Origin of the sequence: Pseudarthrobacter defluvii (assembly GCF_030323865.1) — a bacterium.
GTDB lineage: Bacteria > Actinomycetota > Actinomycetes > Actinomycetales > Micrococcaceae > Arthrobacter > Arthrobacter sedimenti.
In genome coordinates, this window is the sequence record NZ_CP066362.1 from 2,568,419 (window position 1) to 2,581,102 (window position 12,684).

Genomic DNA, 12,684 nt, shown 5'->3' on the forward strand with positions numbered 1-12,684 from the left:
TTACATCCGTTCCGGCGCGGACACGCCAAGCAAGTCAAGGCCGTTGGCCAGTACCTGGCTGGTGGCGTCGTTGAGCCACAGCCGGGTGCGGTTGAGGTCGGTGACGGGTTCTTCACCCATGGGGGCGATCCGGCACGCGTCATACCAGCGGTGGTATGCACCGGCAATGGCCTCGAGGTGCCGTGCCACCCGGTGGGGTTCGCGCAGTTCCGCGGCCTTGGCCACAATCGACGGGTAGCTGCCCAGGTGGGACAGCAGTTCGTTCTCGGTTGCGTGGTCCAGGAGTGCAGCGTCGAAGCTGTCCTGGCCGTCCACCTGCCGTTCGACGCCGGCAGCCACGGCGTTGCGGGCTGCGCCGCGCGAGCGGGCGTGGGCGTACTGGACGTAGAACACCGGGTTCTCGTTGCTGTGCTTTTTCAGCAGTTCCGGATCGAGCGTCAACGGCGAATCAGCGGGGAACCGGGCCAGCGAGTAGCGCACCGCGTCCTTGCCAAGCCAGTTGATCAGGTCCTTGAGCTCGATGATGTTGCCGGCCCGCTTGGACAGCTTGGCGCCGTTGACGGACACCAGCTGGCCGATGAGCACCTCGATGTTGACTTCGGGATCGTCGCCGGCGGCGGCAGCGATGGCCTTCAGCCGGTTGATGTAGCCGTGGTGGTCGGCACCCAGGAGGTAGATCTTTTCCGTAAACCCGCGGTCCTTCTTGGACAGGTAGTAGGCGGCGTCGGCGGCGAAGTAGGTGGGCTCGCCGTTGGCGCGGATCATCACGCGGTCCTTGTCATCGCCAAAGTCCGTGGTCCGCAGCCAGACCGCCCCGCCGTCGTCGAACACGTGGCCCTGTTCTCGCAGGCGCGCCACGGCACTTTCGATGGCGCCGGCGTCGTGCAGCTCCTGCTCGGAAAAGAAGACGTCGAACGCAACGCCGAAGTCTGCCAGGGTGGCCTTGATGTCCTTCATCTGGGCTTCGTAGGCGGCGGCGCGGATCACCGGCAGGGCGGCAACCTCGGTGAGTTCCCGGATGTCCGGATGCGCCGAAAGTACCTCATGCCCCAGGTCGGCGATGTACTGCCCGGGGTAGCCGCCGTCGGGCACGGGAAGGCCGTGCAGCCGGGAGTACACGGAGTTGGCGAAGGTGTTCATCTGCGAGCCGGCGTCGTTGATGTAGTACTCGGCCGTGACGTCGGCGCCGGAAGCACGCAGCACGCGGGCAATCGAGTCGCCCAGTGCGGCCCAGCGGGTGTGCCCGATGTGCAGCGGACCGGTGGGGTTGGCGGAGACGAACTCCATGTTGACCGTGTGCCCGGCGAGCGCGGTGTTGGTGCCGTAATCCGTGCCCGCCTCAACAATGGCTTTGGCGAGGGCACCGGCGGCTGCGGCGTCCACGGTGATGTTCAGGAAGCCCGGGCCGGCGATGTCAACGGCAGAAACACCGTCGATGGCCTTGAGGCGGCTGCTGAGGATGGAGGCGAACTCGCGCGGGTTGGTGCCTGCCTGCTTGGCGAGCTGCAGGGCAATGTTGGTGGCCCAGTCCCCGTGCTCCCGGTTCTTGGGTCGCTCCACGCGCACGTCGGCCGGAATAGCTGACACAGCAAGGGCAATATCGCCGGCGGCGACGGCGTCCTTGAGGCAGGCGGATATGGCGAGGGAAAGTTCTTCGGGAGTCACCCCTCTAGCGTACCGGGGGCCAGTGACAGCAAAGAATTTGGCGGCAGCGGCCCGGCCCGGCGTCACGGAAGGGAGTGAGCCCCGCCATACGGTGAACCATTCGCGTGCATCCGGCGTTGACTAATCCGTAGCCACTGCCGCACGGCATCCCTCATCCGGTACCGCCCCGAAAGTGAAATGAGAGCCTTCATGAGACCCTCCAGCCCTAAGAGCCTTTCCCTGTCAAAGGATGCCTTCCGCAACGGTCTCTTTGCCGGTATTGCCGGCCTGTCGCTGGCGGGGACCGTGGCCGGCTGCGCACCGTCATCCGCCGACAACACACCCGGCACCGCAGGTGCCCCACCGGCCCCCTCTGCGGGATCTTCCTCGCTGGCCGCCAGCGGCACCGGTTACAAGGACGGCACCTACAGCGCCGACGGGAACTACGTCTCGCCCAACGGCACCGAAACCGTGGGTGTCCAGCTGACCCTTGCCGCGGGAAAGGTTTCGGATGTGCAGATCACCCAACACCCGTCCAATCCGAACACCCGCAAGTTCCAGGGCCAGTTTGCCGGTGGTATCGCAGCCCAGGTGGTGGGCAGGAACATCGATGAACTGAACGTTTCGAAGGTTGCCGGTTCCTCGCTGACCAGCGGTGGCTTCAACCAGGCGGTGGCGAAGATCAAGTCCGAGGCACGGTAGGCGGTGCCCGTGTCGGACTGGGAGGAGTTTTCATTCCAGGGGATCGGCACTGACTGGGCAGTCAGCACTCCCCTGCCGTTGCCGGCGCCCCTGCGCACGCACCTGCTGGACCGGGTTGAGAAGTTCGACGGCGACTGGTCACGTTTCCGCTCCGACTCGCTGGTCGCAGAACTTGCAAGGGAGCCGGGGCGCTACGAATTTCCGGACGAGGCCGCCCCGCTTGGCGAGCTGTATCGGCTGCTCTACCGGATCACCGGCGGGGCCATGACGCCCTTGATTGGCGGCAGCCTTGAGCGCCTGGGCTACGACGCAGCGTATTCGCTCCAACCGGCCGGGCCGCCGCTCCCGGCGCCGGAGTGGGAGTCGGCCCTTGCCTGGTCCGGGACAGTAGTGGCGGCCGGCGCCCCCGTGGTGCTGGACATCGGCGCCGCCGGCAAGGGCCTGCTGGTGGATCTGGTCGCGGCGGAACTGGAGGCCGCCGGCGTGGGCGGATTCGTCATCGATGCCAGCGGGGACCTCCTGGTCCGCGGGGCAGGACCCGTCAGCGTGGCGCTTGAACATCCCTACAACCCGGAGCAGGCAATCGGCATTATCCACCTGGACGGCCGGGCCCTGTGTGCCTCCGCTGCCAACCGCCGTGCCTGGGGCGACGGACTTCACCATGTGCTGGACGGAACCACCGGGCAGCCGGTGCGGACCGCCGTCGCCACCTGGACGCTGGCAGACACCGCCATGGTGGCCGATGCGCTGGCCACGGCGCTTTTCTTCGTTCCCGGCGCCACGCTTCAGGAAACGTTCGATTTCTCGTGGTTGACCGTCTTTTCGAATGGCAGCGCCGCCTATTCCGCCGAGTTCGAAGGGACGCTGTTCACATGAGCCCCGTGGAGACGCCAAGAACCCGCCTGGTCCGCCCGCTGGCGGGGCGCATGGAAACCGTCGTTGGCAGGTTCACCATGTACCGGCTTGTCCTGCTGGCCCTGGCGGCCCTTGCCGCTTACAGCCTGCTGCTCAATGTGTTGGGCTGGCTGACGTTCGGCATCCCGGAAATGCTGGCGCACCTGGCGTTATGCCTGGCCCTGACCTATGCCTCAAACCGTGCCCTTGCGGCGCTCTTCCGGGTCAAGCCCCACACCGAGTCCTCGCTCATCACCGGGCTGCTGCTTTATTTCCTTTTCTGGCCGCCCCTGCAACCCATGGACCTGGCAGGGGTGGCGCTGGCATGCCTCCTTGCGTCCGCGTCCAAGTACGCGTTGGCTTGGCGTGGACGGCATATCTTCAACCCGGCTGCGGCGGGCGCCTTTATTACCGGGCTTACCGGTTTGAACATCGCCACATGGTGGGCAGCGACACCGGCCATGCTGTGGCTGCTGGTCCCCGCCGTGCTGCTGGTGGTCTACCGGATGCGGAAGGCCCTGATGGCGTCGGTGTTCACCGTGGTGGCAACGGCCATCACTACCCTGGTACTGGTTCGGGCGGGAATGCCGGCCGCGGCCGGCATCTGGCAGGCCCTGGCCCAGCGGCCGGTGCTCTTTTTTGTGGGATTCATGCTCACCGAGCCCCTGACATTGCCGCCGCGGCGCTGGCAGCAACTGGCCCTCGCAACGGTGGTGGGCGTGCTCTTTGCGGTCCCCTGGAACCTGGGAATCTTTGCCAACTCACCGGAGGCGGCGCTGCTGGCGGGCAACCTGCTGGCCTTCCTGGCGGGCCAGCGCGGAGCCGTGAAGCTCCGGTTCGCCGGCGCCCGCCCGCTGACGCCCGCCACCACCGAGTTCTCCTTTGAACCTGCCCGCCCGGTGCGCTTCCTTCCCGGGCAGTACATGGAGCTGGACCTTCCGCAGGCCAAGCCGGACGGAAAAGGACGACGCCGGGTGTTCAGCCTTGCGGGCGGCCCCGGCGAGCGCCTGGTGAAGTTCGGCGTGCGGACGGATGGTCCATTGTCCGCCGCTAAGGCGGCCCTCCTGGCGCTGCGGCCGGGTGACGAGCTGTCGGCCACAGCCGTGGGCGGGGAGTTCGTCCTGCCGCGAGACCCGCGCCGGCCGGTGCTTCTGATTGCGGCGGGAATCGGCATCACACCGTTCGTTTCGTATCTGGCCTCGGGCGCCCTCCGGGAACGGGACGCGGTTCTCCTGGTCCTGGCCAGGAGCGCCGATGAGTTGGCCTACGCGGAGGAATTGCGGAGGTCCGGTGTGCAGGTGCTGGTGCGGCTTGCAGACGGGTCCGTGCCGCCGTCGGGCTTGGCCTCTGCCGCCGGGCGTCCCCCTGGCGTCCGAAGCTTCGGTGCGGACGGCCGGCTGGACGGACCGGACGGCCGGCTGGACGGACCGGACGGCCGGCTGGACGGACCGGCCCTGGCAGCTCTCGTTCCAGACATCTCCCGGCGGGACGTTTACGTCTCCGGCTCTCCGGCAAGCGTTGCGGCACTCCGCCGTGCAGCGAAGCGTTCCGGGGCGCGCCGGGTGCGGACGGACTCCTTTTCGGGCTACTGACGCTGCTTCCCCGCCCTTCCGGGGCCGGCTCCGGTGGCGGTTTTCCCTTGCGGGCCACCTTCCTGCTAAGCTCTAGGACGTCCCGCCGGGAACGGCAGGATATCCGGATTGCCCTCGTAGCTCAGGGGATAGAGCGTCTGCCTCCGGAGCAGAAGGCCGTAGGTTCGAATCCTACCGAGGGCACCAAGAACCCCGCCGCTTCATTGAAGCGGCGGGGTTTTCGTTTGTTGTCCGGGACCAGCTGTCAGAAACGCAGCGCTGCCTCGTCCATCGTGGCCAGGGTGAGCACGGCTTCCTCCACCGTTTCGTGGTCCTCCAGCTCACGCTCGATCCGCCGCAGGACCACCGCGACCTCGTGCTCCGGATGGTCCCCCTGGAGATCCACGGCCGCGACGAGGTACAGCTTGCGCGGGCCCACGAATTCCAAATGAAGATAGGTGAGCCGGGCGATGTCCTGGTGCTCCAGTACCCGGCGGGCCATGGACCGCTCAATATCAGGTGTGACGCCCTGCCCCACCAGGAAGCGCCGGTTGCGGTCGATCAGGATGACGGCGACGACGGCGAGCAGCACGCCCACGGCGATCGAACCGATTGCATCCGGCAACGGGGACCCGGTGACCTGGTGCAGGAACACGCCCACGAACGCCACGACGAGGCCGATCAACGCCGCCGCGTCCTCGGCGAAGACTGCCCTCAGGGTGGGATCAGAACTGATGAGGACCTGTTCAAGGGTGTGCCGTTCCAGTTCATGCGCCGCTTTCCGGGTCTGCCTGAAAGCCTGCGCGAATGAAATCCCTTCCAGGACAAAGGCCACGCCCAGGACCACGTAGGCCACCACGAAGTCCGATGCGGGTTCCGGCTCAATAATCTGCTGGACGCCGTGCATAATCGACACCACCGCGCCGGCGGTGAACAGACCGAAAGCGGCAAACATCGACCAGACATAGGCTTCCCGGCCGTAACCCATGGGATGGCTCTTGTCCCGAGGGCGGGCAGACCGGCGCTCAGCAAGGAACAGGAAGACCTGGTTACCGGTGTCTGCCCAGGAGTGTGCCGCCTCCGCGGCCATCGAGGCTGAACCGGAGAGGACAGCCGCCACCGACTTCGCCGCGGCCACCAGCGTGTTCGCCGCAAAGGCGACGATGACCGTCAGCAGCGTTGAGCCGGATTTTTTTCGCTTTTCGGTTTCAGCCATGCGCCTACCGTACCCACCAGGACAGGTATCAGTACCCGGGAGGGTGCACAATTCCCGAAGCGGGGTCCCGACGATTGTCAGTGGCCCCTCATAGGCTGAAACCACCTAGCTGAGGGAGTACGCCATGCACGTTCAGTTCTGTTCCATCGTTCCGCCCTACCTGCTGCGGCGGCTCGCGCAGCAGGATGCGCCCGGATTCTCATCGGCGGCAAGCGCCGCCAGGAACGCCCTGGGCCACGTCCAGTCGTTCCAGGCCGCCCGTGCACAGGCCGTGCCGGTCCTCCCGCCGGGCCTGCGCCAGGTAAAACCGGGGCCCGTCAACCGCACCATCTACGATGCCGGCGGCGAGGAGGCGCTGCCGGGCAGGCTGGTGCGCGACGAAGGCGGGCAAGCCACCGGCGATGCCGCCGCGGATGAAGCCTACGACGGGCTGGGGCACACCCACCGCCTCTACGCCGACGCCTTCGGACGGGATTCGGTTGACGGGCGCGGGCTGAAGCTGGACGCAACCGTGCACTTCGGCAAGCTTTACGACAACGCTTTCTGGAACGGCAGCCAAATGGTGTTCGGCGATGGTGACGGGGACGTCTTCCAGCGCTTCACAAAGTCGGTCAGCGTCATCGGACACGAACTGGCACACGGGGTAACCCAGTACTCGGCCGGACTTGCCTACCGGAACCAGGCCGGAGCCCTGAACGAATCGATGTCTGACGTCTTCGGCGCGCTCGTGGAGCAATTTGTGAAGAACCAGTCCGCTGCAGAGGCAAGCTGGCTGATCGGCGAAGGCCTGTTCACGCCCAAGGTCCAGGGGCTCGCTTTGCGGTCCATGAAGGCCCCCGGAACTGCTTACGACGACGACGTGCTGGGCAAGGACCCGCAGCCCGATTCCATGGACTCCTATGTCCGGACCAGCGCCGACAACGGCGGTGTCCACATCAACTCGGGCATCCCCAACCGTGCCTTTTACCTCGTGGCGGATGCCCTGGGCGGCTACGCCTGGGAGGCGCCGGGCAGGATCTGGTACGAAACCCTGACCAACGGCTCGTTGCCGGCCGCAGCCACCTTCACGGTCTTTGCACGCGCCACGGCGCGAGCCGCCGCCGATCTTTTCGGCGCCGACTCGCCGGAGCATGACGCCGTAGGGGCCGCGTGGGAAACTGTAAAGGTCAAGGTTTAACCACTGCCCTGCTGCCCGCCCATGGCCGCGGGGCCAATTGGAAGCCCAGGGGCCAGGCCATGAAGATCAAGGTGGAGCGCACCGGCGGGATCGCGGCGATGACAAGGGTGTGGATGGTTGACGCCCGGACAGACAGCGACCTGAGCCAATGGCAGCCCATTCTGGAGGCCTGCCCGTGGGATGCTGTTCCCAGCACCCGGCGGGCAGCGGCCGCCGCCTTCGAGGCGCCGCAGCCGGACCGCTTCATCTACTCCATTACGGCGGGGCAGCGGAGGGCTGCCCTCCCCGAACAGGCCCTCACGGGCCCGTGGCGCGTCCTGGTGGACACCGCACGGGCTGCCTCCGAACAATCTGCCGGTGCGTTCCGTCCCGGGCCGGACGACGATGCGGAGGCCGACGGCCCAGGCTGAAGGGCGGGCTGCAGGCAGACGCCGCATAAAGCCCCCTTGGTGACGGCAGTAGACTGTCTGCAGCCATGACTTTTCATATCTCCTATCCCGCCGAGCTGCCGGTTTCCGAGCGCCGCGAGGACCTGATGGCCGCCATCGCCGCCAACCAGGTGACCATCATCGCCGGCGAGACCGGCTCCGGAAAGACCACCCAGATCCCCAAGATGTGCCTGGAACTGGGCCTGGGCGAAAAGGGCCTTATCGGGCACACCCAGCCCCGGCGGCTGGCCGCCCGGACGGTGGCCGAGCGCATCGCGGAGGAGCTCGGCGTCGAGATCGGCCAGGAGATCGGCTTCCAGGTCCGGTTCACGGGCGAGGTCAGCAAGGCGACCAAGGTCAAACTGATGACCGACGGCATCCTGCTCGCCGAGATCCAGCGGGACAGGCTGCTGCGCAAGTACAGCACCATCATCATTGACGAAGCGCACGAACGCAGCCTCAACATCGACTTCATCCTGGGCTACCTCAAGCGGATCCTGCCGCAGCGGCCGGACCTGAAAGTCATCATCACCTCGGCCACCATCGATCCGGAACGGTTCGCCAACCACTTCGGCACCTCCGCAAATCCGGCACCCATCATCGAAGTCTCCGGCCGGACCTACCCCGTGGAAATCCGCTACCGCCCCCTCACGCAGCCGGCCGCGGACGATGAGGACGCCTCGGACGATGAACTCGAAGAGGCCCGCGACCCCCTGGATGCCGTTTGCGACGCCGTGGACGAGCTGGCAACCGAAGCGCCCGGGGACATCCTGGTTTTCTTCTCGGGCGAGCGCGAAATCCGCGACGCCGCGGAAGCGTTGCAGGCCCGCATCCAGTCCAACCGCCGGCTGGCCAACACCGAGATCCTCCCCTTGTTCGCCCGGCTGAGCCTGCAGGAGCAGCACAAGGTGTTCCACCCCGGTACTAAGCGCAGGATCGTGCTGGCCACCAACGTGGCGGAAACCTCCCTAACTGTGCCGGGCATCAAGTACGTCGTCGATACCGGTACGGCGCGCATCTCGCGGTATTCGCACCGCACCAAGGTCCAGCGCCTGCCCATTGAACGCGTCTCCCAGGCATCGGCCAACCAGCGCTCAGGCCGCTGCGGCCGCGTGTCCGACGGCATCGCCATCCGGCTGTATTCGGAGGAGGACTTCGAGTCCCGGCCCCGGTTCACGGATCCGGAAATCCTGCGCACCAACCTCGCCGCCGTCATCCTCCAGATGACGGCGATGGGCGTGGCGAAAGGCCCCAAGGACGTCGAGGAATTCCCCTTCGTCGAACCGCCGGAAACCCGCGCCATCAACGACGGCGTCACCCTCCTTCGCGAGCTGGGCGCCCTGGCTCCGCCACGCCCGCAGGGCAAAGGCGGCAGGACTGAAGCAGCCGAGGACCGGGGCGGACAAAAGGGTGGGGGCCTCACCGCCGTCGGACAGAAACTCGCCCAGCTGCCCGTGGATCCCCGCCTGGGCCGGATGATCGTGGAAGCCGGGAAACGTGGCTGCGTCCGGGAAGTGATGGTCCTGGCTGCCGCGCTCACCATCCAGGACCCGCGCGAACGGCCCACGGACAAGCAACAGCTGGCCGCGGAAAAGCACAACCGCTTCCGCGATGAGAATTCAGACTTCACCGGCTACCTCAACCTCTGGAACTACCTGCAGGAGAAGCAGCAGGAACTGTCGTCGTCAGCCTTCCGCAGGTTGTGCCGCGCCGAATTCATCAACTACCTGCGCGTGCGGGAGTGGCAGGACCTCTTTACCCAACTGCGCCAGCTCGCCCGGCCGCTGGGCATCACGCTGGACAACAAGAGGCTGGCCGATCCCGTGGGCAACCATGACGGCATCCATATCAGCCTGCTCTCCGGGCTCCTGAGCCATATCGGCATCCTGGATGAACGCAAGCGCGAATACGCCGGCGCCCGGGGCAGCCGGTTCGCCATCTTCCCGGGTTCCTCGCTGTTCAAGAAATCCCCCACGTTCGTCATGGCCGCGGAGCTGGTGGAAACCAGCAGGCTCTGGGCCCGGGTGGCCGCAAAGTTCGATCCCCTGTGGGCCGAACAGGTGGCTCCGGACCTGGTCAAGCGCAGCTACAGCGAACCGCACTGGTCCACCAAACAGGGCGCCGTGATGGCCTACGAAAAGGTCACCCTTTACGGCGTGCCGATCATCGCGCAGCGGCGCATCAATTACGGCCGGGTGGATCCGGTGGTGGCCAGGGAACTGTTCATCCGGCATGCCCTGGTGGAAGGCGACTGGCGCACCCACCACAAGTTCTTCCACCGCAACCGGGCCCTCCTGCACGAGGTGGAGGAACTCGAGGCCCGCATGCGCCGCCGCGACCTGCTGGTGGATGACGAGACGCTGTTCGAGTTCTATGACGCCAGGATCGGACCCGATGTGGTCTCCGAGCGCCACTTCGACAAGTGGTGGAAGGATGCCCGCAGGGAGCACCCGGACCTCCTGGATTACGACAAATCGCTGCTCCTGAGCGACGACGCCGACGACCTGGACGAGTCCGCGTACCCGAAAACCTGGCTGCACAAGGGTTTCGAGCTCCCGCTGACGTATGAATTCCATCCCGTGGCGCCGGGCTCCGCCCCCGACCCGTCCGACGGTGTCACCGCCGAAGTGCCGGTGCTGTTCCTGAACCAACTCGACGACGCGCCGTTCCGGTGGCTGATTCCGGGCCAGCGGGTAGAGCTGGTGACCGCCCTGATCAAGTCGCTGCCCAAACAGGTCCGGAAGAACTTCGTTCCCGCCCCCGATGTCGCCCGGCAGGCGGTGGCCCTCCTCGAATCAGACTTTGATCCGGCCAGGGACGAGCTGGAACCGTCGCTGGAACTTGCGCTGCGGCGGATCCGCGGCGCCATCATCCCGCCCGGCTCCTGGAACTGGGACGCCGTGCCCCCGCACCTGCGGGTGAGTTTCAAAGTGGTGGACAGCAAGGGCAAAGTCCTGGGCGAAGGCAAGGACCTTGCGGAACTGCAGGAGCGGCTTGCCCCCGCCACCCGCCGGGCCATCGCCGAATCGCTCGGCGCCACCCCGGCCTCCGCAGCTGCCGGCACGTCCAAGCGGCGCAACGGCAAGGTGTCCGACGGCGGGCCGGCCGCACGCCAGCAGCCCGCCGGGGTGCCGGGAGCCGCTGCCGGGGCCGGATTCGTGGAGCAGGATGGTCTGACGGAGTGGGTTGTCGGCACCATCGAGCGCCAGGTGAGCAGCATGGTCAAGGGCCACACTGTCACCGGTTATCCGGCGCTGGTGGACCAGGGCACCGCGGTGTCACTGCGCGTGTTCCAAACCGCCGAGGAACAGCTCGAAGCGATGCGGGGCGGGGTGATCCGGCTCCTGGCGCTGCGCGTTCCGGCCCCTGACCGGTACGTCCTGGAGCACCTGAGCAACACCGAGAAGCTCACCTTCAGCCAGAACCCGCATGGTTCGGTGTCCGCCCTCATCGCAGACTGCGCGCTGGCGGCCATCGACAAGCTCACGCCCGCGGAACTTCCCTGGGACCGCAAAGCGTTCGATGCGTTGTATGAGGTGGTGCGCGCCGAGCTCATCGACACGGTCTTTTCGGTCACTGCCGTCGTCGAGCGCATCCTGTCCAGTACCCGGCGGATCGAGAAGCAACTCAAGGGCACCACCAGCCTGGCCCTGATCAGCGCACTGAACGACATCAAAAGCCAACTGGAGCAGCTGGTGTATCCCGGCTTTGTAGCACGGACGGGCTACGCCCAGTTGAGCCAGCTGCCGCGCTACCTGGCCGCGATCGAGAAGCGGCTGGAGCGCCTCCCCGGAAACGTGCAGCGGGATGCCTTGAACATGGCGGTGGTACAGCGGCTTGAGGATGATTACGACGACGCCGTGTCGGCGTTGCTGCCGGGGCGGGGTGCCGGACGGGAGTTAACCCAGGTGCGCTGGATGATCGAGGAACTTCGGGTGAGCCTGTTTGCCGTCGAACTCGGCACGGCCTATTCCGTTTCCGAGAAACGTATCCGCACCGTACTCAACAAGGCCCTGGCACCCGCCTAGCAGCGGCACCTACGAGAGGAACACATGAAGCTCACGCTTGCCCAAGGACCTGCAGGGACAGAGATCGCCGGGCTCGGCCATGCCCAGCCGGCGCGCATCATGGACAACCATGAGCTCGAAGGCATGATGGACACGAGCGACGAGTGGATCCGCCAGCGCACCGGCATCGTCACCAGGCACATCGTCGATGAGCAGGAAACGGTAGTGGACCTCGCCATCTCCGCCGCCCGGATGGCCTTGGCCGATTCGGCGCTTGCGGCCACGGACATCGACCTCGTGGTGGTGGCCACCACCACGGCGGCCGAGCGTACCCCCAACACTGCCGGCCGCGTGGCCCAGGCGCTCGGCCTGGGCGCGGATGGCCGGGGACCGGCAATCATGGATGTCAACACCGCGTGTTCAGGCTTCGAGTATGCCCTCGGCGTGGCCGACCAGGCGATCCGCAGCGGAAGCGCCTCCCACGCGATCGTTGTCGGCGCCGAGACCCTTTCGGCAGTCACGGACTGGACGGACCGCGCGACGGCGGTACTCACCGCAGACGGTGCCGGGGCCGCCGTCGTGCGCCCGTCCGAAACGCCCCGCATCGGCCCGGTGGTCTGGGGTTCGGAGGGCGGCATGGCTGATGCTGTCACCATCTCCCCGCCCTCGGGCCGCTTTTCACAAAACGGCCGTGAAGTGCTGCGGTGGGCCCTCACCAAGGCGCCGGAGCGCGCCCGTGAAATCGTAGCCCGCGCCGGGCTGGGGCTGGACGACATCCAGGTCCTCGCCGCCCACCAGGCCAACCTGCGCATCATCGAGCCGCTCGCGGAAGCCCTGGGCCTGACCGACCGGATCGTCATCACCGACATCACCGAGTCGGGAAACACTTCCGCGGCCAGCGTGCCCCTCGGTTTGAGCAAGTGGTGGCACGCGGGGAAGATCCCGGCAGACGTCCCCGCGCTGTTGTTCGGGTTCGGCGGCGGCTTCACTTACGCGGGCATGGTGGCCATGACGCCGCGCATGCACTAAGACTCCAAGCGCCGGC

At 66.7% G+C, this 12,684-nt stretch carries 9 protein-coding genes and 1 tRNA gene; 8 read left to right on the top strand and 2 right to left on the bottom strand.

All coding sequences use genetic code 11. From position 1 onward, the window contains the following. Positions 1 to 1,665 carry an arginine--tRNA ligase gene (gene argS, locus JCQ34_RS11875; RefSeq protein WP_286397790.1) on the bottom strand — a complete coding sequence of 555 codons (1,665 nt, stop codon included), beginning with the start codon at positions 1,663 to 1,665 and terminating at the stop codon, positions 1 to 3. Between the two features lie 189 nt (positions 1,666 to 1,854). Here argS and JCQ34_RS11880 point away from each other — a divergent pair, with 189 nt between their 5' ends. The 4 genes from JCQ34_RS11880 (at position 1,855) to JCQ34_RS11895 (ending at position 5,018) form a co-directional block, all read left to right on the top strand. After that, positions 1,855 to 2,346: an FMN-binding protein gene (locus JCQ34_RS11880; RefSeq protein ID WP_286397792.1), complete on the top strand. Its 492-nt coding sequence runs from the start codon at positions 1,855 to 1,857 to the stop codon at positions 2,344 to 2,346. Positions 2,347 to 2,349: 3 nt separating this feature from the next. Then, positions 2,350 to 3,222 (top strand): FAD:protein FMN transferase, encoded by an 873-nt coding sequence (locus JCQ34_RS11885; protein WP_286397794.1) that lies wholly within the window; start codon positions 2,350 to 2,352, stop codon positions 3,220 to 3,222. Further along, a complete protein-coding gene (locus JCQ34_RS11890; protein ID WP_286397796.1) occupies positions 3,219 to 4,832 on the top strand; it encodes a ferredoxin--NADP reductase in 1,614 nt (537 codons plus the stop codon). The genes JCQ34_RS11885 and JCQ34_RS11890 overlap by 4 nt, the downstream gene beginning before the upstream one ends. A gap of 110 nt (positions 4,833 to 4,942) precedes the next feature. Continuing rightward, positions 4,943 to 5,018, top strand: a tRNA-Arg gene (locus JCQ34_RS11895). 58 nt (positions 5,019 to 5,076) lie between these two features. On the opposite strand, the gene JCQ34_RS11900 is transcribed toward JCQ34_RS11895, so the two are convergent. Next, complete coding sequence (locus JCQ34_RS11900) at positions 5,077 to 6,027, bottom strand: cation diffusion facilitator family transporter (RefSeq protein WP_286397798.1); 951 nt, start codon at positions 6,025 to 6,027, stop codon at positions 5,077 to 5,079. A 124-nt stretch (positions 6,028 to 6,151) separates the two neighbouring features. Here JCQ34_RS11900 and JCQ34_RS11905 point away from each other — a divergent pair, with 124 nt between their 5' ends. From JCQ34_RS11905 to JCQ34_RS11920, 4 genes are all read left to right on the top strand, one after another. Then, positions 6,152 to 7,204, top strand: a complete 1,053-nt coding sequence (locus JCQ34_RS11905; protein ID WP_286397801.1) for a M4 family metallopeptidase — start codon at positions 6,152 to 6,154, stop codon at positions 7,202 to 7,204. 59 nt (positions 7,205 to 7,263) lie between these two features. Then, positions 7,264 to 7,614 (top strand): protealysin inhibitor emfourin, encoded by a 351-nt coding sequence (locus JCQ34_RS11910; protein ID WP_286397803.1) that lies wholly within the window; start codon positions 7,264 to 7,266, stop codon positions 7,612 to 7,614. A gap of 65 nt (positions 7,615 to 7,679) precedes the next feature. Continuing rightward, a complete protein-coding gene (gene hrpA, locus JCQ34_RS11915; protein WP_286397805.1) occupies positions 7,680 to 11,660 on the top strand; it encodes an ATP-dependent RNA helicase HrpA in 3,981 nt (1,326 codons plus the stop codon). Between the two features lie 24 nt (positions 11,661 to 11,684). After that, positions 11,685 to 12,668 (top strand): beta-ketoacyl-ACP synthase III, encoded by a 984-nt coding sequence (locus JCQ34_RS11920; RefSeq protein ID WP_286397807.1) that lies wholly within the window; start codon positions 11,685 to 11,687, stop codon positions 12,666 to 12,668. Positions 12,669 to 12,684: the final 16 nt, after the last annotated feature.

What these genes read in the sequence shown, in the direction of transcription:
- JCQ34_RS11880 (WP_286397792.1), top strand. Translation starts at nt 1,855, where the DNA reads ATGAGACCCTCCAGCCCTAAGAGCCTTTCCCTGTCAAAGGATGCCTTC.
- JCQ34_RS11890 (WP_286397796.1), top strand. Translation starts at nt 3,219, where the DNA reads ATGAGCCCCGTGGAGACGCCAAGAACCCGCCTGGTCCGCCCGCTGGCG.
- JCQ34_RS11900 (WP_286397798.1), bottom strand. Translation starts at nt 6,027, where the DNA reads ATGGCTGAAACCGAAAAGCGAAAAAAATCCGGCTCAACGCTGCTGACG.
- JCQ34_RS11905 (WP_286397801.1), top strand. Translation starts at nt 6,152, where the DNA reads ATGCACGTTCAGTTCTGTTCCATCGTTCCGCCCTACCTGCTGCGGCGG.
- JCQ34_RS11910 (WP_286397803.1), top strand. Translation starts at nt 7,264, where the DNA reads ATGAAGATCAAGGTGGAGCGCACCGGCGGGATCGCGGCGATGACAAGG.
- hrpA (WP_286397805.1), top strand. Translation starts at nt 7,680, where the DNA reads ATGACTTTTCATATCTCCTATCCCGCCGAGCTGCCGGTTTCCGAGCGC.
- JCQ34_RS11920 (WP_286397807.1), top strand. Translation starts at nt 11,685, where the DNA reads ATGAAGCTCACGCTTGCCCAAGGACCTGCAGGGACAGAGATCGCCGGG.